Genomic DNA, 25507 nt, shown 5'->3' on the forward strand with positions numbered 1-25507 from the left:
AACTTTTAGCTTAAATTTAAAACTATATTTTGACATGAAAAAACCGACCTCCTTAAAATTAGATTTTTAGGTCTAACTTTAAGGGGTCGGTTCAGGCGGAGGGTCCCTTTTTGAAAATTTAAGAGCACTTGATGAATATAAAAAGATATAAGCCTTGTAATTAGTATCATCAATCTGGCAGCTGCAATACTGATTTACAAGGCTTCTAAAAAGTAAAAAAGCAAGAGGGTGAAACACCCTCCACCTCTTAAAAGTAATTATAGACTCAAGAGAATAAAAATGCAATATTGAGGAATGATATTAAATAATTGTAATGCAAAATATAATATCTATTGTATTAGGCGAGATAGTTTTTTACTTAATTTTCTTGACTATTTTATCAAAATCAGAGATATATTCTTTGTCTTGGATGACGCGAAATTTTTTATATTCACTTTTAGCAAGTGATTTTGCTACCTCGGCGGATATTTTTCCTGCGTTATTTAAAATATCATACTCATTGAACTGCAAGAAATTATCAAGTCTGCCTGACCAATCGGACATGCTCATGGCAATTTGTCTTTCTGCCTGATTTTCCGCATAATCTAGGAACATTGTTACTACTCGGTTTAATTCTCGTAGCTCGGATTCAGTCAAATAGTTTTTTGCAGTGATAACATCGCTTTGGAGTATTTTGCCATCAGGCATATTTTTCCACGTTGTTAATCCCATATGTGGTTTTTGATGATTCGCACGCTCATGAATAATTTCAGCCGCCGTATGATTTGTAATGGCCCAATGGAGCTTATTTTGAACAGTAGAATAGAATAGTTGAGCCTCTTGGCTATTTTTATCGTAGTCATAGCTGCATTGTGAAAAAATATCGGTAATTTTTTGATAGAAACGTCTTTCAGAAGCACGAATCTCCCTGATACGTTCTAATAATTCATCGAAATAGTCTTTGCCGAATTGACGACCATTTTTTAGTAAATCATCATTTAAGGCGAATCCTTTTACAATATATTCTCGTAGTGTATTTGTGGCCCATATACGAAATTGAGTAGCCTCTTTACTATTAACTCGGTAGCCAACGGCGATGATGGCGTCAAGGTTATAATAGGTGACATTTTTGGTCTGAGTTTTTTCATCTATAGCACCATGTTTAGTGGTATGTGCAATTTCTGCACATACCACTGATTTATCAAGTTCGTGTTCATTAAAAATATTTTGTAAATGGCGGCTGATGGTTGAACGTTCAACATTGAACAATTGAGCTATATCTTTTTGAGGCATCCAAAATGTCTCATTTTTAAAAAGCACATTAGTGGTAATATTGGTATCATTTGATTGATAAATAATTACATCTCCTTGAGGATGTAATCCGTCCGGGAAAGGAAAAAACATATTGAACCTCCTAAAAATATTTTATTTCATATACTCACTAATTCTTTCTTAGAACAATTATAACATGAAAAGAGTTATAAGGATTAAAGGCGGCTTCGATGATAGGGATGGAATTAGTAAATTGACATTAAAATCCCTCCCCCTTACGTTAGAATCTGAGCCTTAACGTTAAGAGGAGGGATTTATTGAATACTATTTTTAGTTTTTATAAGAGCTGAATTAAATCACTTTCTATATCGATTCGCACATAAAAAGTAATTCTGATTTAGTTTATAGTAACTAGCAATTCTCACTTAGTTTTTACAAACCAGAAATTTTGACTAGTTTATACTAATAAGGCTTCCACTAGTCCCAACCTAACTTACGACGTTTTTCTTCGATGCCTTCGATAATCTGTTTAGCCAAAGCTTTTGGATCTGTATTAACGGTCATAACAGAACCGAGCGTGTCTTTCGTGTCGTGTTTTAAGAAGTTTTCCACATTAGTGGAGCCTTGTACCGGTGGTTCTACGCAGTGGTAGGAGTTGATACCGAACATGCGGAATGCAAGGGAAGCGTCGAGACCTTTTTCATTGGACCATTCAGGACTGGTGAAGGCGTAAGGCATATCTTTAATGTCTTTGCCCGCTGCCTGAGCGACGCCGGCTAAAACGGTGGATACACGCGTGTTATCTACGCATTCGCCTACATGCCATACCGGTGGTAATTTGCCGCCCAAGAATTCCTGTAAGGATTTACCGGCTTTGGACGCACCGTCTTTACTGCAATAGCCCAATTTTAAGAGTGGGAAGGATGCACAACCGTTTGTGAAAATTAAAATGTTGTTTTTCAATAATTCGTCGGCAATATCAACAATGGCTCGTTCGTAAATAACGCGCGGGTTGTTACAGCCAACCATGTTAACCATACCTTTGATTTGACCGCTCTTCAAAGCATCTACAAAAGCACCGAAACCATTGAATTCTTCAGCAATGTTTTCAGCATTGAAGCCTACATCGGCGGTTACTTCGTATGGTGGAATGAAAACCGGCACATCGCGACGATTAGCAAAGCTTTCGATAGCGCGGGTTACGATTTTGCGCGCCAATTTTTCAGTGTCTTCAATGTTGGAATGATGATGATCATACGCATAATGTTCAGCGCCTGGGAGACGAGCTGCATCGTTAGTAGTCACGACCGTTGTTTTGAAGCAACGCGCCACATCCATGATGGCAGGGAATACGTCCTGTACATCGGCTACCCATAAATCAAGCGCACCGGTACCTAAAACGAGTTCGGCACCAACGGCGTTTGACAAAGGAATAACGCCTTCGTAACGGTACATAGCGGACAAGCAGGAACAGCATACGCCGTAGAACTGAATCCCTTCGGCACCATGGGCTTTCGCCATGTCGATGAATTCCTGAGTGCGGCCGACACGAACGATTTCGCTCACTAAGGTTGGTAAATGACCGTGAACGGCAATGTTAACATAGCCTTTTTTCAAAGCACCGACATTTACTTTTGAAGTCGCCCGATGACCGATACCGAAGAGAACATCGGTAGCAATATCGGCAGCGACTACGCCGGTGTAGCAGAAAGCAAGACCGCAACGCAAGAATTGTTTCATAATGCTTTCCCAATCACCATCGGTACCGCAACCGGTGCGGTGGTAAGCATCGAATACTTCGTTATAAGCACTGATTGGAATAATGTCCAAATCTTGCCAAACTTTTTGGCGTTCAGCCGGAGCCAAGGCTTTGATGGCTTCGTAGTCATCCGGTGTGGCGCGAGATAAGTCGGCCAAGAGAACATCAGCCAATTTGCCGGCTAAGGCTTTAACATCATCCGTGTCATCCGGGATGCCAAAGGCTTTGCAAACTTGGTGTAATTTTTCAACACCGATAATCGGTAAATTCAAACGACCTTCAGCAACAAATTTTAAGGAAAAATAACTTCGCGAGCGTGCGCACCGTGTTGAGCCACGCCGGCAGCGGCACTGCGCAATAAGTTACGAGATACGATGAGGTCTGCATCGGCACCACAGACACCGCGTGGCGCTTGTGGTGTAATCTTACATGGACCCATGTTACAGATTTTACAGCAGACACCGGCTAAACCGAAGGTACACTGTGGTTTTTGTTTGTCAAAACGATCAAAAGTAGTATCGCAACCGATTTGTTCCATACGAAGAATCATTTCACGTACCGCAGGATCCGGCGTTTTGTCCAAAACGTCTTGTTTGGAGGCAAAAGTTTTGCGATATTCCGCAACGGCTTTCATGTAGTCGTTAACGTCGCCATGTACATGAGGATGATTGTGGTCATGAGGATGTACGTGGTCGGCGAGACAATCATGTTCATGGTCGTGGTCGTGTGCGTGATCATGAGCGTGTTCATGAGTATGAGGATGATGGTGGTCATGGTCATGATCGTGAAGATGCTCATGATTGTGGTGGTGATCATGGTTATGATCGTGAACGTGCTTTTTGTCTTGTTGATTGTCGTGTTCAGACATAAGAATTCACTTCCTTTAAGTGTAAAAAGAATAGTACTTACTACCGACTATTTGCTACTTTAAGTATAGAACTACTTCAGTGTATTATCAAGAAGAAATCGTTGTTTTTGTAAAATTATCAAGTACATTTGTATATTTAGGAAAAACGATTTTGCTGTATGCCCGAGTCATGTATAATGAGAGGTAATGAGACCAATGGTGGTCCGAAGATAAAAAATGAGTGGAATGGAAAGGGCGTTCCTGTCATTGCTTAAATAAAATACTACAAATAAATGAAAGGTCCCACTCGATTAATATCTGAGTGAGACCTTTTTCAGGTTTTACTTATTTCAAATATTGTTGATAGAATGCATCGATTTTATCAAACGGAATGTAGTTTGGATTATCATAGAAATCAGTATGCCATGCACCCGGAACAATAATCAACTCTTTGTTGTCCCCTTTAAGTTTTTTGAAGGCATCTTCACTGAAGTAACGGGAATGCGCTTCTTCACCGGCGATGATCAATACGGCACTCTGAATTTCATCGGAGCGTTGTAAGAACGGCATGTTGATAAAAGATAAGGCGGATGTTTTATTCCAACCGCCAAGGGAGTTGACGGAACGTGGATGGTAGCCTCGGTCCGTTGCATAATACTCAGCATAGTCGCGGATAAATTTCGGTGCATCAGCTGGTAATAAATCCGGATTTACATTGGCACCGGTGCGGACGAAGGTATCGTTTTTATAATCTTCCGTACGCTGTGCATTAAGCTCTTCTAACGTCTGATGACGTGCTTCGGCGCTGTCATTGGCATCGTTATAGCCATTCGCATAGTAACGGGTCATGTCGTACATAGTTGTAATAACGCTGGCTTTTACACGAGTATCCATGGAAGCGTTATTTAAGGCAATCCCACCGAAGCCGCAGATACCTAAGATGCCTAAGCGGTCAGTATCAACCAGACTTTGTGTGGTAAGAAAATCGATGGCGGCAGAATAATCTTCCGTGTTGATTTCCGGTGATGCTACATTGCGGACATTACCGCCACTTTCACCGGTGAAAGACGGGTCAAAGGCGATGGCAATATAACCGCGTTCTGCCAAAGTTTGGGCATACAGGCCGGATACCTGTTCCTTAACGGCGCCGAACGGGCCCACCACTACGATAGCCGGTAATTTTTCGCCGGCTTTGATATTTTTAGGCACATACATATCGGCTGCGAGAGTAATGCCGTAGCGGTTGTGGAACGTTACTTTTTGATGATTTACTTTATCGCTCTTTTTAAACTTTTTATCCCATTCGTTGGTAAGTTTAAGGTCTTCGGTGATTACACCCGGTGAAATGAGTGCGTTGGCTTGTGCTACTGCAGGGCCGGCCGCCGAAACTGTTTGGGCCGCGATGCCGGTAGCTGTCATGAGTGTGCCTAATGCTAAGGTCATAAGAATTCGTTTCGTTTTGAATAATTTCTTCATAAGGGTCTCCTCCGTAATCGTTTACTTTTTAGATTTTGTTAATTGATAAATAAGATAATCCAGACAGTCGATTTGTTGTTGTTTACAATGAAGTACATTCAATAATTCCTTACGATGAGCCAATAAGCGTCTGTGTAGCTGGACTCGTTTACCTTGTGTGAATTCATCCATACAAGATTTTGTCATCGTTTCACTACAGCCGGCATCAAGGAGATTTTGTCGAATGATACCCCTAATATCTGAAGCTTCGGGCATTCGTGTCACCCCTTTCTAATTGGTCGTTGTTTGTTTACTTCAACTGTATGACCATAGTATAATGGCTACAAAGACAAATTACCAATATCAATAATAAATTGAAATCTATTAAAAATCTTAATCGATTAAACCGAAAGGGGATGCAGTATGGATACCACTATTTTGCGCCATTTCCTGACGATAGCAAGGGAAGGCAGTATGACAGCGGCTGCCAATGAATTGCATATATCACAACCCACCCTCTCTGTTCAGATGAAACAGTTGGAAGATACCTTGGGGAAGAAGGTTTTTCAAAAACAGGGGCGTAATCTTGTGCTCACGGAGGAAGGCGTTTTGCTGAGAAAACGAGCGGAGGATATTCTGTCTTTGGTCGATAAAACGATGCAGGAATTTCAAGACATGGATAATCTCATAGGTGGCGAGATTCGTTTCGGTTGTGCAGAAACGTATTTGGTTCATCATATTGCCACTGTTTTTCACGAGTTACAACTACAGTATCCGTTACTTCATTTTCACATTACCAGCGGCAATACCGAGCAGGTTATTGAGCGCATTGAGCGAGGCATATTGGACTTCGCCTTAATTGTGGAGCCGCCGAGCCTTGATAACTTTAATTATATTGAACTGCCGGGCACTGATACCTATGGTGTATTGATGCGGCCTGACCATCCATTGGCAGCGAAACAGGCCATTGTTTTTGATGATCTTGTTAGTGAAAACCTGATTGCTTCGGAGCAGACGATTCAAAATGATATCTCCCGTTGGTGTGGTGAAAAAGTGAATCAGTTGAACTTTATCGGGAATGTAAACTTGTTTTATAATGGCAGTCAGTTTGTAAAAAACGGCGTAGGCCTGCAGCTTATTTTTGAACATTTAGTGCCGCAGTGTGATGAGTTAATATGGCGACCGCTGTCGCCTAAGCTGGAAACCCGTTGCTATATCGTGTGGAAAAAATATCAGATATTTACACCCATTACAGAAATATTTATAAAAGCGCTGACTAACTTGCTAGTGGCATGAGAACTATGTTTTTGTGTACCGGACAAAACGCTTGTGCTATACTGTAAGTAAATATCAAGTAGTGCGTTTCATTGATTGAAAGGGATGAGGTATATGAAGCGGTTATGGCAGGGATTATTTATTTGTTGTTTAGGGTTAGTTTTTATGTTCGCCGGTATGAATTCGGCAAGCGCTACGGATGTTTGGGTAGATCATTGGAATTATGAAAATATTGATATATATGTTATGAACGATGCAATAACATATAGTTCTGATTCGAATGGTCGAGGTTTTTCAGTGTCCACTAAGTTCGTCAAAAATGGCCAATTAAAGCAAATCGTGGTTTGGAATTTTTCTAAGTTCAGAAACGATATGTGGCGCTATCGTACAAATACGATGAGAGGTGGACACACTACCGTAGTAATCCCTCATAATGGGGTATTTGAGTATGGCATGAATCAAATTGGCTGGCGTTATTATATTGATCAGACGTATTACTATTAAAAGTGTATAAAATCAAGAGGGTACTATTATGATGATAAGTCCGGAAGAGTTTGTAGAACAGCATAAGAATGACACACTTGAAGAATTAATAATGGTCCGTAGGCGTTTAGAAAAAGACCTTGTGGAATTAGAAAAGAAGTTGTTTTATATTGGTGTCGATGAGAATGATCCGAGTATATTTACCTTGGTTGAATTTGAGGTAAATCCGGGACCTGAAGTGGAATACCAATGTAATCTTATGTATTTGGCTGAACTTTGTAATTTTTTGCGTGAAAAATATAATCGCGAAGAAATATGGGGATATTTGAACGACGATGATGACGATATTGATGACTTAGAGGCTGATATTGAAAAGTAATCATATGGAAGGGGAACTTATGAAAGAGTGTTTTAAACTATCAGGCAAGGATATAACCTTATATAAAGCTGAAAAGCCCAATCAACCATTAGTTGTACTGAATATGTTTGAAGACGATAGTTCCGGCGTGTTGGCAGAACTTCAGAAAATGGGCGATTTTGATATAAATCTTCTTGTTATCAGTAAGCTTAATTGGAATTCTGAGTTGTCACCGTGGGAAATTCCTCTCATTTCAAAACAAGAGCCGCCATTTACCGGCGATGCTTCTGTGTATCTCGATTGGCTCCTAAATGAGGCGTTGCCAAAAGGACTTGAGTTAATAGACGGTACACCGACAAAAACATATATTGCCGGTTATTCTATGGCGGGACTTTTTGCTTTGTATGCTCTTTATAACTGTGATGTATTTGAACGGGCTGCCTGCATGTCCAGTTCGTTCTGGTTCCTGGACTTTAAGGAATATGTTGAATCGCATCAAATGAAGCGTATTCCGGAAAAATTATACTTCTCTTTAGGTGATAAGGAATCTAAAACGAAACATCAGATTCTTAAAACGGTACAGGATAATACAGAAGCTATTGTTAAGCATTTAAGAGAACAGAATATAGATGTAACCTTTGAAATGAATGAAGGAAACCATTTTAAGGATATAGATTGGCGGATAGCCAGGGGGATTGCGGAGATTTGCGGATAAATATGAAGTGCGAATGATTATAAAGGAGTGTATACGAATGGCTAGGGGTAAATCAATTGAATTATTTTTGGCCAATGGGACAGCTGATAGTCTTATTACGGCTGAGTTTTCAAATTGGAACGGTAAAGCAATTAAGATTCCAAGAATTGAAGTGAGTGAATGTAAACGCACAGATATAAAGGGAGCCGGTGTATATTTTCTGTTTTGCAAGGAAGAGGATGACACTGATTCTGTGTACATTGGTGAAGCTGAAAATATTCAAGAAAGATTAATGCAGCATTTAAGAGATTATGCGGCTGAAAAAGAGACGTATTATTGGAATACAGTAGTATTATTTGTAGGTCGAGATTTAAATAAAGCTCTTATTAGATATCTTGAGTCTCGATTAGTTGATATGGCTAGAGATAGCAAACGTTATTTGGTGTTAACTAAAAATACTTATCGCAAAACGATTTTAAAAGAATCTCAAATTGCTGCTATGGAAGAATTTCTTGATAATATTAAGGTTTTAATTAATACGTTAGGGTATAAAGTTTTAGAACCTATTGTTCAAAAAAATGAGATAACACGTCAAGAATATCCTAAGTTATATTTAAATATTGGAAGTGCAACAGCTACAGCTATGATTACATCTGAAGGTTTTGTATTGTTGTCAGGAGCTTCTGTTAATGAAAGAACAGCCCCTAGATCATTCAGTTCCGGATTGATTAAATTAAGAGATAAACATTATAAAGCTGGTAGAATTAAAGATTGGAAAACAGTTGAAGATATATTATTTTCGAGTTCTTCCACCGCTGCATGTTTTGTCCTTGGATATAATGTTAGTGGGCCAGCAGTATGGAAAAACGAGGACGGTAAAACTTTAAAAGAGACTGAAGCGGAAAAATCATTCGAATAAATAATGTTTTGGGAATAGTTTAATGATAAAAGCTTAGATTCTTTCGACATTCTACGCAGCGTAGGTAGCCAGTACCCCCATTTTATCTTAAGATAGCCATAGCAAAAGAAAGAGGTGTAATGGCTATGAATTATATATCAGGCACGATGTTAAAAGAACTGCGTGAACGCAAGAAGCTCACGCAAAAAGAATTAGCTGAAAAGCTACTTATCAGTGACAAGACGATTTCTAAATGGGAGACCGGCAAGGGTCTACCGGATATTACTTTGGTTACGCCATTGGCGGAGGCACTCAGTATCTCCGTAGCAGAATTGTTTGCCGGCGAATATGCTATCAATGATAACTGCTCCGCCAATGTAAAAAAACTCAAATTTTATGTCTGCCCAATCTGCGGCAATATCATTACAAGTTTTGGTGAAGGTGACTTCAATTGCTGCGGTGTTAAACTACCGGTTCTTACTGTAGAAGAAGATTCACCGGAAGAATCTCCGGAACATATCATTAACGTTGAGAAGATTGAGCATGACTTTTTCGTGCATATGGAGCATCCCATGACGAAACAGCACTATATTTCCTTTATGGCGTATGTGACATCAGATAGATATACATTAGTGAAACTCTATCCTGAACAAAATGCAGAGTGCCGTTTTATGAGTCGTGGGCATGGCATTATTTATGCCTATTGTAACCGTCATGGGCTGTTTAAATTGAATGTATAAAAGAATCTGAAGAGTTTGTATTAAAAACAGGCAGTAATTGAACATAAATTGACAAAACTAAAGGCCTACAAAGTTAGATATTTCTGACTTTGTAGGCCTAATTGTTTATATAGATTTTATAGTATAGCAATACTAGTCAATTTGATGATTAAAGCAACTATTTTTGTTCTTCCACCCGCCCCGCACTCTTAAGCAGTGCGTCTTTGAGCTTACCTTCAATCTGCAGCAATTCCTGTTCCGCAGCTTGGCGTTTTTGGCGTCCTTCACTCTGGATACGGATAGTATCCTCGATGGTAGCGATGAGATCTTCGTTAACCTGCTTAATTGTCTCGATGTCCACGATGGCCCGTTCATTTTCAACGGCCGTTTCGTGCGAGTTTTGTTTGAGAAGCGCAGCATTGCGTTTTAAGAGCTCATTGGTAGTTTCGGAAACAGCTTGCTGCATCTTGAGCGCTTCTTGCTGACGCCCGAGGCCGAGGGCAAGAACCATCTGGTTTTTCCACAATGGAATAGTGTTGTAGATGGCTGTTTGGATGCGGTCCACCAAAATCTTGTCGTTATTTTGGATGATGCGGATTTGCGGCGCCGTTTGAATGGCAATCATTTTGCTGAGCTTCAAGTCATGCACTTTCTTTTCAAACTGAATCACGGAGTTTTTAAAATCCTGCACCACTTGGTGAGCCATCGGATTATCGGAGAGCTGAGCATCGGCTTCCAGCTTAGGAATCGTTACTTCATTAAGTTCCTGGAGTTTTTCTTCGCCCGCTTGGATGTAGAGCTGAAGCTGTTTGAAGTATTCCAGGTTCTTTTCAAACAAACCGTCAAACATGGCCACGTCTTTCATGAGCACCATTTTTTGCTTGTCCAGACCGGCTTGAATCTTATCGATTTGAACAGCCAGCGTAGTGTAAGACTCTTTGAGGTTCGCCACTTTTTTGAAAAGGGAACCGACTACCGGCAGATTGGCCAACATGCCTTTAGTGCCATCCTGCTCTGCTTCGAATTCGTTAACCTGTTTTACCAAGTCGGTAAGCAAGGTGCCGGCCGCTTCGTGATTCGTGCTTTTCACGGTCGCCAAGATGCTGTCTGAAAACGTCGCAATGTTGTCCTGTGCCGCCATGCCGTATTGGGCGATAGCATTGGACGTCACTAAATCGATGGAGTTTTTGATTTGATCTACTTGTTTACGTTCTTCCGGCGTGAGCGTCTCTACTTGTTGGTTAACGCGAACCAATTCCGTTGTTTCAATGGTTGGTGTATCTTCCGTAGCTTCTGCCTGTTTCTTCGCTAAGAGGTCGTTCAAATTAATTTCAGCCATAATTGCACCCTACTTTCGTCTACGATTTAAAAATTAACCAATGTTGCTGCCCAACTTCACGCAAGGTACAGGTGGGGATTCTGAGCCATATATTAGATGGGTATCCTACGCCATGCCTTAGGTGGGAATTCTGCACCCTGCATTAGGGTGGGTATCCTGCGTTCATTTACTTACGATTTAAAAATTTATCACTAAGCTCAATCAGGGAATTGATGAGAGGATTATTCGCTTTAGTGATTGGTGGACGCTCTTGAATATTCGGATTGAGCCCGTCCGCCGACATATTCTCCCTCATGACCTTCATCTCCGCATCGAGATCGATGAGCTGTGAGTTAAGAACCTTGGTAAACTGATCGGCATAGGCTTCGTCGTAATAATGGAGGAGCTGTTTGATCTCTCGTTTAGAATGTTCCACTTCTGGCTCCTGAAGACCGGTCCGATCCAATTCTTTGTATTTTTGCACCAATAAGATGGCGCGGTCCTGATAATAATCGATGAAACGGCGCGCCAGCCCGATACGTTCCGGATGCTCTTGCAGATAGGTCAGAAAGTTCTTGGCAATACCTTGTGTTTTTTGTAACTGCTTGCGGAACGATTTATCGTTTAACGTTTTGATTTCCCGCTCCATTTTGTTGTAGTCCGTAATGGCTTTATTAAAAAGCTCCGTGTTGAAGCGGTCCAGCTCTTTGTTACCGCTGTTGAATTTTAGCTTAGGGTTAAAACTCTTTTTCCAACGAATGGCACGGTAAAGAGCCAAAAAACCAAGGATAACAAGGCTTGTTGTTTCAAAACCGGAAAAATAAGATTCCGTTGAAAGGGTGAAGCAAAAAACTGCTATAAATAACCAAAAATATCGCATGTATGGTTCCTCCTTAATATGAAGAATCGCTTGTATTAATTTTATCATATTTTCATAAGCTCTGCCGATATCCATTTAGAACTCACAGGTGATAAATAGACCAATCGGGCGTGAAGTAAAAGGCATGCGAATATAGTCTGAGGGCCGTAGATTGACGAGGAAGTTTCTTAAGCCTATTTATTACATACTTGAAGAAATGCCGAAGAAAAGCTTGAAGAAAAACTCGACAAAAAAATGCGGAATCCGCAATAAAAATTCGAATTGTCTTGAAGCAAGTTAATATCATTGCTATAATATAGTCGAGGAAAAAATGCGGAATCCGCAATAAAATTTCGAAATATGAAGTGAGGTGAGAATATAATGGAATTTGCCAGAGCGGAATATATTGAAAAATTAGTGGCTAAAAAACATAATGGTAGAATCAAAGTGATAACGGGGATTCGAAGATGCGGAAAGTCGTATTTACTTTTTAAATTATTTGTTAATTACTTACATCAAAATAATGTTCATGATAATCAAATTGTCCAATTAGCTCTCGATGAAATTGGCAATGCCAAATATAGAAATCCAATCGAGTTGGACGCGTATCTTAGATCGCAAATAGAGAGAACTTCAACACAATATTATATTTTAATTGACGAGATTCAATTTGTAGCTGAGATTAAGAATCCATACGTTAATGATAATACAGCAAAATTAACCTTCATAGATGTTTTGCTGGGGTTAATGAAGTTGCCTAATGTGGATATTTATGTAACCGGTAGTAATTCTAAAATGCTATCTTCAGATATTCTTACCCAATTTCGGGATCGTGCGGATGAAATTCAAGTATATCCTCTTTCCTTTGCAGAAATGTATGAAAAATATGAGGGACCGGAACGCAATGCATGGCTTGATTATTATACCTATGGCGGGATGCCGGTAGTTTTTTCACTACAAACGCACGAAGAAAAGAGTAAGTATTTAAGTGATTTATTTTTGCGAACCTATTTAAAGGATGTAGTAGAACGTTATCAAATTCAAAATGATACGTCCATTTTGGAAGATTTATTAAATATTATTGCTTCCAGTATAGGATCTTTAACGAATCCGACAAAATTAGCTAATACTTTTTTGAGTAAAAAACAAGTTAAAATCAATTCGACTACAATCAGTAGATATTTGAGTTATTTTGTTGATGCTTTTTTAATAAAGCAAGCTAATCGATATGATGTTAAAGGAAAAAAATATATCAAAACACCGTTAAAATATTATTACACTGATGTGGGTATACGAAATGCAAGATTAAGTTTTCGTCAACAGGAAGAAAACCATATTATGGAAAATGTTTTGTACTGTGACTTAGTACGTCGGGGCTATAATGTGGATGTAGGTGTTGTTGAGGAGTATATTAGAACTGATTCCGGTAAAAATACTCGTAAGCAATTGGAAGTTGATTTTATAGTCAATCAATCCAATCAGAGATACTACATACAATCGGCGCTATCGATTGATAAACCTGAAAAACGAAATCAGGAAATAGCTTCATTACTGCGGATCCCGGATTCGTTTGGCAAACTTGTGGTTATACGTGACTATATTAAACCTTGGCGTGATGATAATGGGATTGTTTATGTTGGCGTAGAGCAGTTCCTGTTAAATAAAGATATTACTCGATTATTTTAATAGTGTTATTTTGGCAATCATTTGATTAAATGATTGCCTGTTTTACTTTAAAAATCAGTTAAATAGATCGGCCCACGTTTAATATTTAATAGATAAATAAATTAGTAGATTAGAATTAAAATAGCAACCAAAACAATAACCAAAACAATAACCAAAACAATAACCCAAACAACAACCAAGTGAAAAATGGTTGTTTAAAACCATTTGACTTCGTGTAATTTTGGTTGTACAATGAAAGTGCAGAGAGGGGTTGAAGCTCATAAATAGGAGAAAGCTCCTTAGAGGCTTAAGCGTAATATACGGATGAGTCAATAACCGGTAGGCCTGAAACAATGTATCCGGTAAAAGTGTTAGCTCATCCGGCAAGAGTGTTAGTTTATCTAGTAAGAGTGTTGCTTCATCCTGTAAAGGAGGTTTTAAAATCATCTAGTAAGAACGTTTTAAATTTTTTTAGCATTCTTTAAAATGGTTATACAAAACCAAAAAGAATAAAAGTGTTAGTCAATAGATTATCTAGTAAGCCCAAAAGTTATCTAGTAAATCTAAAAAGTATCTAGTCAGCAAAAACCATCTAGTAGAAAATATCTAGTAAAAACTATCTAGTAAACCCATAAATTCATCTAGTTAGCTTACTAGATAAAAACGGACGAATTTGTATTCACGTAAGGAGGAGTTAGTTATGTTAGGTTATTCAATTGGTATGTTAAAAGAATTCAGTGAGGATGTTCTTGAAAAGTTTGTCGGCAAAGTGGCGAGTGTTTTCGAATATTACTATTATGATTCTGACGATGATTTACCACTTATCCCGTTCAAGGACAGCATTTTGTTTGCTACGTTAATGTTCACTATGAAACGTCATAGACTTACTGAAAGCGAGGCAGAGGACTACATTGCAAAAGAGGTTAAGCTGCCTTCAATTAAAAAGGATTATATTGATTTGAGACAATACTATCCGAACGTATTACCACCTTTAGAGCCTTGTAAAACGGAAGAGCTATTTGCCTATATCCTTCTCGCCGAGCCAATTATTCGGTCGAAGTCTGAATACAATGTGGGAAGAAGTATTAATCGCTTGTTTGTTGAATTGTTAAGAGGTCAAGAGTCTGTATACGACTGGGGGTTTGCACAAGGTCAATTTCTGATTCAGTCACTCTTGAAAAATTCTTCAAAACCACAGGTATCGGGGATTGAAGTGAAAGAAAGTAACTATGTAGTTACTAAAATTCGGATGTGCATGGTGGGTGAAGCAGCAGACCTTCAACTGGGAAACCTTTTTATTGAAAAACAGGCCAATAGTGAAGGGGCCGCCGCCGTTATTTGCCCACCGCGTAAAAACCCGCTAACGGAGATTCAATATCGTGGCTATTATTTACAAAGCTCACTGGCTGAGTTGTTTTATAGCAGTTCAGACAGAGCTATGCATAACGGAGAATGGCCCTATGTTCTTAAAGCGTTGGATTCACTGCAACCCGGCGGTAAACTCATGGCCCTTACATCGACTGAGGCCGCTTCAGATAAACTTTATAGGGCGATTCGTCGTAAACTGCTTGAAGAAGGTTTGGTGGAGAGCGTTATCTTATTATCGAATCGCCTGATTCCGGGAAATAAGAAAGCCGCTATCCTCTGGATTTTTTCAAAAAAAGATAATCGCTACGTACGCATGATTAATGCCGGTGAAATCAGGACTAAGAGAGAGCCGGTGTACTATTTATCGGACGAGAATATAAAACAGATTGCCGATCTTTATCGCTATGGTGAAAAATACACGGGAACTATGACTGATGACGAAACTGTCATTGAAGATATAGTGAGGGATGTAGCTGTTGAAGACCTCTTGAAGGCCCCTATGTCTCATAGACGGCACCATCGTTTTGATGACGAAGAAATTGTTAACGTATGGAATTTAGGCCGGGATGAAGGGCCGCAATGTGATTTGGCGCCGGATCGATACACCAATAGAAACGCTACGGCAACGACTGATACGGAGGAGCTGTTTAAGGGTCCATCCTATTTCCTCGGCGATGTGTGCAAGATTCGACGTGGCGCCGATGAAAAAGTCGATGAGTCGGATACGGCGGATACCGGTGATTTGGCAAAATACATTACGCCGAAACATCTAAATAACCGCACGATTGATGTTTTGAAAATGCCTTCGCTTACGACAGTCACAGTAACGGGAAATCGGAAACCGCTGAAGACAAACACAATTATTATGAGTAAATCGGCACCGTTTAAATTCGGCTTTATCGATGATTTGAAGGGGCGCAATGTATATTGCAGCGGCAATACCTATAAGCTGACCGTTGATGAAAATGAAATAAATTCCATCTATTTGTTTATGTATCTGACTTCGGATTTGGCAAAAGAACAATTGACTCGAATTAGTGAAAACATGAATCCTTCATCGCGCACGAAGACAATCAGTATCACCGATTTAGGGGAGGTTCAAATTCCAATCGTGCCTCGTGACGAACAAGAGATGCTTGCTAAGGAATTTTTGAAAATGGCAGCTGAAGAAGAAAACATTCAAAGGCAATTAGATACGATTTCAGAAGGCAAAAAGGCACTCATTGAGAACGCGATGGCTAAAGCAGAACAAGAGAATAAATAGGATTTTGTATAGTGAGGAGGATGTGTATGTTTACGAAAAAAAGCATTTTTTACGACCCAATCGAAGACGGCACCGCCGAAATTTTACGTATCAATGCGGATGGCAGCTATAACGTCATATCGGTTAATGTTTTTTACAGCATCGGTGGCGTTGCGCCGGGGTATTTGGAATTTAGAGAACGGGCGGAAGGCATGGTATTTGAAGACGTAACCATTGGTGAACGAAACTATGGCATGTGGATGCCTATCGGCAAAACGGCCTATAACGAAAAGGCCTCAAAGCTGCTTGGCAAACCGGTGCAAGGCAATGTGTATATCATTCGCACCGACAGCTATAGAGAATTTCTGGAAGACGAGGATATGGAATATATCCAAAAGGTGCTTGGTTAATCAGGCCTGCCGGCGGATATATACGCGAAGAGGCATATACGAAGATGCATACATGAAGAGGCATATAGAAAGATGTATAGATGAAGTGGCATATAGAAAGATGTATAGATGAAGAGGCCTATGCTGAGTTAAGGGGGATACTATGTTTCGCAAAGACTTTTATCGAAGGCAGTCGAGGCCTTCATTATGAAGACGAAGAGGAGTACATGAAGATGCATAAAGTTATGTTGCCGTATAAAAAAGACGGGCGCGTGGTGGCATCCATTCGCGGGGAAATGCGCGGGAGCATGACCTTGCGTGATGAAAAAGGCAAGGTGTTGGCCCGTTATAGCTTGGTTAATAATTCTACGAAGGTTGTGAATGGTAAAAGCCTTGGTAGGGGCAATTGGTTGGCACAACTTTTAGTGGAGTATGTAGCGAGTTTGTCCTGTGAAAAAACTGCTGTGGCTGAGGTTGATAGCGGGAATGAGCCGGAGACGTTGAATAAAATGGCCGAATCGGATAATTAGTTGTCGTGTGGGAGTAAGGAGCGTGTTTTTATGAAAAAATATAAAGAACTGGAGATTGGGCGTGATGGTGTATCTCGATTTGTAGAAGTAGAGGCGGGGCCCTATGGTCAAGACGGAATAGCCGGTGCCGCACGACATAGACACTTCTGTAGTATACGGAAAATTAAAGTTAAAAATTTAGGCAAGAATTTTTATATCGTTGTAAATGGTCACAACACGATTAATCCGTTTAATAAAGACCCCCGGAAGGGATTTACTAAAGCCGATGATGCCGAACTTTTCAATGAAAATGCCTCAAAGCTTGCGGAACGAAATATATTCGGAAATGCCTATGTCGTGAAATTTGATAATGGCACTTACCGTGCCCTCTATGATGAGGATATTAGGGAGTTGAAAAAAGTATATCCATTTCCGATTAAAGGGGACGATGAGGAGCCAAAATAGCACCAAGCGAGCCATATGAAATTAGTAAGAAAAAGCAGGTAAAATACCCGAAAAATTAGCTCATAAAAGAGGAAACGCATTACATGTAGTCGAATATTATAAGGTAATGCGTTTTTTTACAAAACTTATTAGGCTATAGGAGATCGTTGCTATTTAGGGGATAGAGGACTGCTGCTATGAAACGGGATAAAGTGTTAAAAATCGGGTATGACGGCCATTCTGAATTTATTACCATTGAGACCGATAACCATGGTTGGGGCAAGATACTGGATATTTGCAAGCACGAAAGTTTTCACAAAGTCGATATATTTGGGGCCTATCGTCTGGCGGGCTATGTATTTGTGGTTGATGCTAAAAACTCCATCAAGAGGATGGAAGCTGAATTGATAAATCCCTTCTTTTGCCCGCTTGATGACAACTATTATAATGGCAACGCCAGCATGCTAATCGGCACGAACATCTACGGCAATGCCTATGTGGTGAAGGCCTATGGGATGAAGTACGGGGCTTTTAGCAAAAAAGATATGGGGGATCTGGCAAGGAAATATCCGTTTACCATTGATAATTTGAGTGAAATGGGGATTACGCCGAAGGGGCGTTAAAACCGGGAAACGTGAAAATGCGTTAGTTCTGTTGATTGATTTAAGATGAAACAATATATGCTGATTTGAAAATGCGGTTTGAGCGGATATGTGAATTCAAACCGCATTAATGCTATATAAGTTTATTTTTATCAAGCCAAAACTCCTTGATTAAGGTATAATTAAATATAAGATTAAAAGTGACGATAACTTAGTAAGATGATTAGGTAAAAGGTATCTGTTGAGGTGAGTTTATGGCTATACCTAAGTATTTTGAGTTTTTTCCTACAGTTATTGAATGTTTAAGTGATGCTACGTTGCATACTTCAAAAGAAATTCGAGAGTATTGTATTTCTGCATTTAAATTGACAAAAGATGATTGCCTTGAACAGTTAGAAAGTGGTCAACTAGTTGTTAATACACGCATAAGCTGGGCTTGTACTTATTTAAAGAAAGCAGGACTGATTGATAGACCTCAAAGAGGTTCTTATTTGTTAACTAAATTAGGTAAAGCTGCTTTAAAAGATGGTGTAGATAATATTACATTGGACTATTTAAAACAATTTGAAGCTTTTCGCGATTTTGTGCACGTTGAGCCAGGAATACAAAGTAGCGGAAATACCCCTCTTGCTCCTAAATCTGATGATAAAAGTCCGGAGGAGCTAATTGAATATGCAATGAATCAACTAAATTCATCATTAGCGGATGCATTATTGATTGAAGTAATGAAAATGACACCATATGAATTTGAGAAACTTGTTGTTAAGTTGTTAATTAAAATGGGGTATGGATCAGCTGAGTTATCTTTAAATTCTGTTACAAAGTTATCTGGTGATGAAGGTGTAGATGGTATGGTTGCTGCGGATCGATTAGGATTTGATGTAATTTATACGCAAGCAAAACAATGGAAACCGGATTCGGTAGTAGGACGCCCGGAAATTCAGAAGTTTTTAGGGGCATTAGCCGGCCAAGGTGTGGCTAAAGGAATATTTATTACAACGGCTAAGGTTTCATCAGAAGCTAGAGAATATGTGGCGAAACAATTGCTACAAAAAATAGTTCTCATTGATGGCAAACGACTTATGGAATTGATGATAGAATACAATCTTGGAGTTTCTGTTGAAAATCTTTACACCGTGAAGAAGCTTGATACAGACTTCTTTACTGAGGATTAATTAGGCTTGTAAAGGAGAAAAATTGTGGCGGACAAAAATACAGTTAATGTTGGATTTGAAAAACAAATATGGGATGCAGCCTGTGTACTACGAGGTAATATGGATGCCTCAGAATATAAGGGAGTAGTATTAGGCTTAATCTTTTTAAAATATATTTCAGATAGATTTGAAGATAAACATAAGGCGTTAGTGGCAGAAGGCGATGGATTTGAGGAAGATATTGACGAATACACTTCAGAAGGTATTTTCTTTGTCCCTAGTGGTGCGCGCTGGAGTGATATAGCTTCTAAATCTCATACCCCTGAAATTGGTGTAGTTATTGACAATGCAATGCGTGCTATTGAGAAGGAAAATAAACGACTTAAAGACATTTTACCTAAAAACTTTGCTCGCCCAGAATTAGATAAAGGCAGACTTGGCAATGTTGTTGATCTATTTTCTAATATTAAGATGATTGAGCATGGCAGTGAAAAGGATATACTTGGACGTACGTATGAATATTGCTTATCAATGTTTGCGGAACAAGAAGGTAAACGAGGCGGTGAGTTTTTCACACCTTCGTGCATTGTAAGAACCTTAGTTGAGATTTTACAACCGTATAAAGGGCGAGTATATGAGCAAAGATGCTTGGGATTGATACAATTTAAAGAAAGGTACGCATAGCCTAAAAGTCCATATTTAGCGAGGTTTTAACGTATTCCGGCAAAAGGCCGTTTTTTTTTATGCCCGAAAATAGAGGGGGTGGCTATGAGTAATGAAAGCTGATGGAGGAGAGAAATGAATACGACAGTAACGATAGCTTTTTATCGTTACTGCCGTTATTTTATGCTGGATCCATCATCATGTCATAATGCTGGGACTGTTCCATTACGTCGAATATGAGCTTGAACGTATACCTAATTTGTTCAACGCTTTCTGTATCTTCCACGTAGTCCAGCCCGTCATTAAATCGTTGATTTTCGGCTCCTATATATCTTAAAAGTGCATTCAGTAAATGTTGTTTTTCTCTGTTTTCAGTTCCGTCTGGAGCGATTTCCAGGAAGTCATCTTTTCGTTTCATGATACGGTCGGCCAAAGTTTGACCTTCGTAACCGCTGATTTGGATAAAGTAGTATTCTAGAATTTGTCTGGCTGTACGCATAATTACAGTAGAAGATGTTGCTTCCTTGTATTCTTTCCATAACGCCGCGTATGCATCACGCACTGTTGTAAAGTTTTTTTCGATTGCAGGCGTATCACTATTGACATCTTGTTTGACACACAGTTTAACTGTTGAGACATTTCGTTTCTTTTGAATGAGATAAAAATTTACGCAATGATAGTATTTGAGGCGGTTATATGAAACTTCCTTATGGAAAAAGGCATTATGCGTCAGAATAAAAATTTGTTTTATATAGCGCGGTGTATCTTGCTTTGAAGCAGAACCGTTATTAAAACAAATGGAAATCATTTCACGGATGATGGCACTGACAATAAAAAGTGACGAACTATCCATGCTTGAAACTGGATCATCAATGACAACGATGCGGTCTTTAAAATCACTGTCAGCATGTTCCCTTCCTTTCACTTTGTGATAAAAATAAAGAAATGCAATGAAATTGCGTTCACCTTCACTTAAGCCATGCGCCGGGGAGCCATCGTCCCGGATAATTTCATATTTGGCAGAATCGGGTTTATTCTTTTGAAGCCGAAACCCTTGAAACCCTGAATCCAGCAGCTCCTTATTGATAGCTTCCATTGTCGAATCAACATTGACAATTTGACTATTCAGTTCGGCAATCTGTGATTTTAAAGAAAGGCCTTTTTGGGTAATGTCATTTTGTTCTTTTGTTAATTTTGAAATTTCTGCATTCACATTTTTTAGACTGGTGCGGTAAGCATCAAGTTCTTTTTTAGATAAGAAAGCCATATGCTGCCAGACTGATTTTTTACACTCGGCCTGTTTTTCCTGTAAAGAAGCAATGATGTCGTTGTTAGCTTGGATAGCGGCATTGAATTTTTTTATTAAAGCATTTAGGCTATCAATAAGTTCAGATGTATCTTCTAAGTAAATAGGGCGTGAAGGTGCATCTAATTTCTCCTGTATGAGACCTTGGTTAATCTGTACAGTCTTTTTCAGGTTAATAAGCTGTTCTTTGTATACTGTGAAATCAATGTGAGAAAACTCGCAGTTTAGATTATTATCGAACTGGGTTAATAATCGAGCAAATGTATTATTGTAAGACTGTTGGAAATTTTCTAGTGAATCGATATCAGACTTATATTCTTCATCAAAACAGGCGGCAAGCTGTTTTGCAAAATCAGCAGGAAGAAGCTGATGACAATAAGGGCAATGGCCATCTGTTTTTTCTGCAAATAACTCGTGACCTTGTTTGACCCAGTCCGTTGCACCTACCGCTTGTATGAATTTGGCAAAAGGAGTATCGGCACTGCTGATGATAGGTTGGGAAAGTAATACCGAATCCAGAGGTTCTTCAGGTAACTCCTTACATCCTTCTTTTAAAAGAGGATAAGATTTGGCGCTTTTATCAAATGCAGTTTCATATAAAGCTTTCAGTACCTTGAAATCTTGCTCCTTAGGTTCCTTGATGGAGAGCAATTCATCGGTGAATACGGATTTTTTTCCTCTTTTACCTGCAAGTGCCTTTGCAAAGCGGTTGCGGATATCTGCTGTGGTTTCCCAGCAAGAGGACTCCAATGCGATTCTTAATGCGGGAAGCTTTCCCTTTGCATCTGTAAGTGCATTTTTCTTTTCTTGATACTGCACTGCAAGTTTGTTGCGTTCTTCATTTAATTCGGCCACTTTATTCTGAATTTCGATATTTCCTTCGTTCAAACTGAAAACGCCAGGCATAGCAGCATCTTCCTTAATGTTTTTTGCGATGAAGTCCTGATCATAGACCAGAACCTCAAAGTTGCTGATGTCCGGGGTAATTCCGGATTTTGAACGAATAAGACGGGCAATCGTGGATTTTCCGCTGCCATTTTTACCGTAGAAATAGTTAATGAGCGTAGGGTTTATTGTAACGCCATGAAACGTATTGTCGTCGAGAAAAATTGCTTTTATTGCGCCTTGCATTTTCTTTTCTGTCATTGAACTCGCCTCGTTTGTGATAGCAAAAGAACAAGCCTTAGCCGGGAAGGCTTAACAATCAGTAGGTTTAAATCGGGAACCCCAATTCACGGAATTCAGAAATCAAATTGACCTTTTTGACAGTCCAGTGTGTCCGATTGAGTTCACAGAAGCCTTTATGCCCATATATATCAAAATTCAGCAAGTTCTCGTTTAATATCTGCTGACTGAATTTCCAAAGAATGGATGGTTTGATGATAATTCCTTCATGGCGTACCTTTATTTTCAGGATGTAGCCGAACCCCGCTTGCTGATCCGGAGCGGCTAAACCATATCCTTCGTTTTCATGTGCAAAAATAGTAGGAAAGGTTTGAAGCGACTGAATTGCATCATCTGATAGAAGTGCGAACATTTTTTTTACGTCATCATCAATATATTCTGTAAGTGCTCTTGATGGTTCTATTGAAAAGCAGATTTCTGGATTTTCGATATCAATCATCCCGTCAACTATTAGATTGTAATAATCCGTATTAGGAGTCAGCGTCTGGTTGGGCACGATGGTTGGAATTGTTTTTTGTGTGGCATTTATGATTACATTATCAGCATGCTGAATCAACGTGTTTTTTTGTCCTTGCTGTGAGATGGACGGCGTAATTGAAGTCGTCGGCTGAGATATAGTGGTTTTGCTCAGAGTTAAATCATTGGACAATTAGAATCACACTCCACTAATTTTTTTTATTACTTGGGTGTTGGCTCTTTTGCTGGCCAAAGTTCGAGATACCGGTCACGTAATTCTTCGCGGATGCGAATAGAATTAGGCCTTAATTCTTCACGTAATCTTTCTCCTTCTTCAATGGACTGATTTTTACAGATTAAAAAATCAGGGTTAGAGGGGAGTAGCCGCATATATTTATCAGAGAGATAGTACAAATATTCATTGAAATTGTTTAACGTATGGCAGACGATTTCCTGTATTTTTTCAGATTCGAAATCTCTCCAATCAAACTGCCATTTATTGTAGTTACGTTCAATCAATTCAATACAATGGATATCAAAAGCATCGCCTGTCGGATCGATGTGTATGCAGTATTTCAGAATATTTTTATAAGAATTTTTAAATTCTGCCAATAATTTTGCATCGTTATTGGAAATTTTTATATCACCAAATATAGTACTAGGGAATGTAGATGAGTTTCTGCCTGGCTTTATATTGATGTTGACCGTGTCAGCATGCTGTATGACTGTGTTTTTTTCCCCATACTGATTGATGCTTTTATCAGTTACTGCATCAACAGAAACATCTGTTGGCTTTATTTGGCCCTTAGCTGGGAATTTGTTTGACATCTTAACCGCCCCTTTTGCCATCAGATATTTAGCGTATCGACATGAGTGATATGGATGTTTTTTTCACCATGCTGGTTGACTATAGTCGCATTTTGAATGATTTGTGTTTTTGAATAGTTGTTTTCTTCGGTGGTAGACGAATCGTCGGCTTCATAAGCCTTTTCTGAACTTTGATTGTTTTCTCCGTCAAGTACAGATGCGGATGCCGACTGATGGGATGTGTTGCTGCAAGTAACTTGCAGCTCCTGTTTAATATCGGCTCCTACACGTCCCTTATATTCTTTAGGGTTGTCGGGATACCAGGAGTGGTAGGTGTCGGCACCTTTTATATTTTCATTAGAACGATTTATGGCGATATAATGCCAAATGCCCAAAAGGAGATCAGGAAGATTTATCTCTGTACGGGTTATCAGACTCTTCTTTTCGACCCATTTAGGCCAAATGAAAAATTTTTCATTCGTTGGAATTGAGGAATCCTCCTGTATCAGCCCGAGTAAATTACGGACTAGTTGTTTGTATGCTGATTCATCAATGAAATCCCGGACAAATTGTACCATTGCGGAAAAAGCTTTAGAATCCTCTTTCTGGATATCTTCCTTAAAGTTTCTGCGTTTGTCATAATCATTAAACTCAATAAAGAGAATAAAATTGTCTTTACATTGTTTAAAACGGCTGGCATTGGTCTTAAGGCTGCTGCCTTCTGGTTTAAAATCATTATTTAGGTGATAAATTGAAATAAGCCTCCTGAACAGTTCTGGTTCAGAGAGGCTTTCTTTTTGTCCTTTTGCAAGCTCGGCAGGTGACTTTCTGTGTCTTCGTGCCCTAAGAATCTGGGCAAAGAACGTACCGCCGCAAAGGAAGGGAATAGTTGTTTTTTCCATGATTGCCTCTGATTTTCAAAATAAACTCAATAAACTCGTTGTCCCATTGCAATAAACCCGATAAACAATATTCTGAAATCACAGATGGGGCAATGGGGCCGACATAGTTGCCTTTCCATCATTATATCACGTGATGGCATGATTGTCGTACTCCTGAAGTCCTCAATCTGTAGTTAAAAAATCCGTTTCGCGAGGTTCATCTTTCGACGGGAAGATGCCTGGAGCCGAGAGATGGATATTAGATTTCTGTGTCAACCCACCAGGACGGTTGACCATGCGGAGCGAGGAGCATCCAAATGGTCAAGATGGGCGGCCCTGTGCGAAAACTCGCTTCGTTCGTTTATGAAAGCGAGTTAAACGATGGCCAATCTACAGACAAACAAACAGAAGCAATACTACATTCCTCTGGAACTCACGCCAGAAACCGTCATCACCGAGGCGTACAAGGACTGTGAAGTCCGCTGGTCAAAAATCGGTTGCCGTAAGGTACGTACTGTCCTGATTCCGGCAACTGAAGAACAGTATCGTGAATACATGCGTCCGCTCTGGCGGGAAGATAAGCGCCAGCAGCGGCATGGTGCCGATGAGGTATCGGCGGACAAAGTGCGGGATGACTACGAGGTGGAGGTGCCTGATGACTTCAACCTAGAGGAAGAAGTCGTGAAGGAAGAGTTACTGGCAGCACTGCGCCATGAACTGGCAGCTCTGCAGGATATCGACCGGACCATCCTGCTGATGATTGCCGATGGTTCTAGCGAAGCGGCGACCGGGAAGGCCGTCGGCTTGAGCCAGAAAGCGGTGAACAAGCGCAAACACAAGCTGTATGCACTCCTGAAGGAACAACTCAAAGACTTCCGTTAAGAAGAAAAAAGCCCCGGTCACAAAAAATGTGGCCGGA

24 protein-coding genes and 1 pseudogene are annotated in these 25507 nt (G+C 39.7%); 15 read left to right on the forward strand and 10 right to left on the reverse strand.

The features are described from left to right. Nucleotides 1-354 precede the first annotated feature (354 nt). From MXE28_RS00005 to MXE28_RS00020, 4 genes and pseudogenes are all read right to left on the reverse strand, one after another. Complete coding sequence (locus tag MXE28_RS00005) at nucleotides 355-1383, reverse strand: virulence RhuM family protein (protein ID WP_021842626.1); 1029 nt, start codon at nucleotides 1381-1383, stop codon at nucleotides 355-357. 345 nt (nucleotides 1384-1728) lie between these two features. Further along, a pseudogene (cooS, locus tag MXE28_RS00010) lies at nucleotides 1729-3878 on the reverse strand (anaerobic carbon-monoxide dehydrogenase catalytic subunit). Between the two features lie 324 nt (nucleotides 3879-4202). Next, nucleotides 4203-5333: an alpha/beta hydrolase gene (locus MXE28_RS00015; protein WP_021842629.1), complete on the reverse strand. Its 1131-nt coding sequence runs from the start codon at nucleotides 5331-5333 to the stop codon at nucleotides 4203-4205. Between the two features lie 21 nt (nucleotides 5334-5354). Further along, the gene (locus tag MXE28_RS00020) at nucleotides 5355-5588 is read right to left on the reverse strand and encodes a hypothetical protein (RefSeq protein ID WP_021842630.1); all 234 of its coding nucleotides are present in this window, start codon (nucleotides 5586-5588) and stop codon (nucleotides 5355-5357) included. 147 nt (nucleotides 5589-5735) lie between these two features. On the opposite strand from MXE28_RS00020, the gene MXE28_RS00025 reads away from it, so the two are divergent. The 6 genes from MXE28_RS00025 to MXE28_RS00050 all read left to right on the forward strand — a co-directional run bounded on the left by MXE28_RS00025 (nucleotide 5736) and on the right by MXE28_RS00050 (nucleotide 9760). Then, nucleotides 5736-6608: a LysR family transcriptional regulator gene (locus MXE28_RS00025; RefSeq protein WP_021842631.1), complete on the forward strand. Its 873-nt coding sequence runs from the start codon at nucleotides 5736-5738 to the stop codon at nucleotides 6606-6608. Between the two features lie 93 nt (nucleotides 6609-6701). After that, nucleotides 6702-7091 (forward strand): hypothetical protein, encoded by a 390-nt coding sequence (locus tag MXE28_RS00030; RefSeq protein WP_156705831.1) that lies wholly within the window; start codon nucleotides 6702-6704, stop codon nucleotides 7089-7091. A 28-nt stretch (nucleotides 7092-7119) separates the two neighbouring features. Continuing rightward, nucleotides 7120-7449, forward strand: coding sequence for a hypothetical protein (locus MXE28_RS00035; RefSeq protein WP_156705829.1), 330 nt, complete (start codon nucleotides 7120-7122; stop codon nucleotides 7447-7449). Nucleotides 7450-7468: 19 nt separating this feature from the next. Then, entirely contained in the window at nucleotides 7469-8143 is a 675-nt protein-coding gene (locus MXE28_RS00040) for an alpha/beta hydrolase-fold protein (protein WP_247239639.1), read from the forward strand. Between the two features lie 37 nt (nucleotides 8144-8180). Further along, nucleotides 8181-9041, forward strand: a complete 861-nt coding sequence (locus MXE28_RS00045) for a GIY-YIG nuclease family protein (protein ID WP_247239640.1) — start codon at nucleotides 8181-8183, stop codon at nucleotides 9039-9041. Between the two features lie 125 nt (nucleotides 9042-9166). Continuing rightward, a complete protein-coding gene (locus MXE28_RS00050) occupies nucleotides 9167-9760 on the forward strand; it encodes a helix-turn-helix domain-containing protein (RefSeq protein WP_021842636.1) in 594 nt (197 codons plus the stop codon). A gap of 157 nt (nucleotides 9761-9917) precedes the next feature. On the opposite strand, the gene MXE28_RS00055 is transcribed toward MXE28_RS00050, so the two are convergent. Both MXE28_RS00055 and MXE28_RS00060 read right to left on the reverse strand, forming a co-directional pair. Beyond that, nucleotides 9918-11078 carry a toxic anion resistance protein gene (locus tag MXE28_RS00055; protein WP_021842637.1) on the reverse strand — a complete coding sequence of 387 codons (1161 nt, stop codon included), beginning with the start codon at nucleotides 11076-11078 and terminating at the stop codon, nucleotides 9918-9920. A gap of 166 nt (nucleotides 11079-11244) precedes the next feature. Further along, entirely contained in the window at nucleotides 11245-11937 is a 693-nt protein-coding gene (locus MXE28_RS00060) for a 5-bromo-4-chloroindolyl phosphate hydrolysis family protein (RefSeq protein WP_021842638.1), read from the reverse strand. Nucleotides 11938-12297: 360 nt separating this feature from the next. Here MXE28_RS00060 and MXE28_RS00065 point away from each other — a divergent pair, with 360 nt between their 5' ends. From MXE28_RS00065 to MXE28_RS11610, 8 genes are all read left to right on the forward strand, one after another. After that, the gene (locus MXE28_RS00065; protein WP_021842639.1) at nucleotides 12298-13602 is read left to right on the forward strand and encodes an ATP-binding protein; all 1305 of its coding nucleotides are present in this window, start codon (nucleotides 12298-12300) and stop codon (nucleotides 13600-13602) included. Between the two features lie 679 nt (nucleotides 13603-14281). Beyond that, on the forward strand, nucleotides 14282-16213 hold the full coding sequence (locus MXE28_RS00070; RefSeq protein WP_021842640.1) for a type I restriction-modification system subunit M/S: 1932 nt from the start codon (nucleotides 14282-14284) through the stop codon (nucleotides 16211-16213). Between the two features lie 26 nt (nucleotides 16214-16239). Next, the gene (locus MXE28_RS00075) at nucleotides 16240-16602 is read left to right on the forward strand and encodes a hypothetical protein (RefSeq protein WP_021842641.1); all 363 of its coding nucleotides are present in this window, start codon (nucleotides 16240-16242) and stop codon (nucleotides 16600-16602) included. A 206-nt stretch (nucleotides 16603-16808) separates the two neighbouring features. Next, complete coding sequence (locus MXE28_RS00080) at nucleotides 16809-17111, forward strand: hypothetical protein (protein WP_247239641.1); 303 nt, start codon at nucleotides 16809-16811, stop codon at nucleotides 17109-17111. 30 nt (nucleotides 17112-17141) lie between these two features. Next, nucleotides 17142-17555: a hypothetical protein gene (locus MXE28_RS00085; RefSeq protein WP_021842643.1), complete on the forward strand. Its 414-nt coding sequence runs from the start codon at nucleotides 17142-17144 to the stop codon at nucleotides 17553-17555. 176 nt (nucleotides 17556-17731) lie between these two features. Beyond that, nucleotides 17732-18157 (forward strand): hypothetical protein, encoded by a 426-nt coding sequence (locus MXE28_RS00090; protein WP_021842644.1) that lies wholly within the window; start codon nucleotides 17732-17734, stop codon nucleotides 18155-18157. A gap of 233 nt (nucleotides 18158-18390) precedes the next feature. Then, nucleotides 18391-19311, forward strand: coding sequence for a restriction endonuclease (locus tag MXE28_RS00095; RefSeq protein ID WP_247239642.1), 921 nt, complete (start codon nucleotides 18391-18393; stop codon nucleotides 19309-19311). A 24-nt stretch (nucleotides 19312-19335) separates the two neighbouring features. After that, entirely contained in the window at nucleotides 19336-19974 is a 639-nt protein-coding gene (locus MXE28_RS11610; RefSeq protein WP_247239643.1) for a class I SAM-dependent DNA methyltransferase, read from the forward strand. Between the two features lie 160 nt (nucleotides 19975-20134). Here MXE28_RS11610 and MXE28_RS00105 read toward each other — a convergent pair whose 3' ends face one another. The 4 genes from MXE28_RS00105 to MXE28_RS00120 form a co-directional block, all read right to left on the reverse strand. Further along, a complete protein-coding gene (locus MXE28_RS00105; RefSeq protein ID WP_247239644.1) occupies nucleotides 20135-22405 on the reverse strand; it encodes an AAA family ATPase in 2271 nt (756 codons plus the stop codon). 67 nt (nucleotides 22406-22472) lie between these two features. After that, complete coding sequence (locus tag MXE28_RS00110) at nucleotides 22473-23093, reverse strand: hypothetical protein (RefSeq protein WP_247239645.1); 621 nt, start codon at nucleotides 23091-23093, stop codon at nucleotides 22473-22475. Nucleotides 23094-23122: 29 nt separating this feature from the next. After that, nucleotides 23123-23728, reverse strand: coding sequence for a hypothetical protein (locus MXE28_RS00115; protein WP_247239646.1), 606 nt, complete (start codon nucleotides 23726-23728; stop codon nucleotides 23123-23125). A gap of 20 nt (nucleotides 23729-23748) precedes the next feature. Continuing rightward, nucleotides 23749-24609: a hypothetical protein gene (locus MXE28_RS00120; protein WP_247239647.1), complete on the reverse strand. Its 861-nt coding sequence runs from the start codon at nucleotides 24607-24609 to the stop codon at nucleotides 23749-23751. Between the two features lie 360 nt (nucleotides 24610-24969). Between MXE28_RS00120 and MXE28_RS00125 the strand changes: the two genes are divergently transcribed. Continuing rightward, a complete protein-coding gene (locus MXE28_RS00125; protein ID WP_247239648.1) occupies nucleotides 24970-25470 on the forward strand; it encodes a hypothetical protein in 501 nt (166 codons plus the stop codon). Nucleotides 25471-25507 lie beyond the last annotated feature (37 nt).

The organism is Veillonella sp. KGMB01456 (assembly GCF_023051165.1).
Lineage (GTDB): Bacteria > Bacillota > Negativicutes > Veillonellales > Veillonellaceae > Veillonella_A.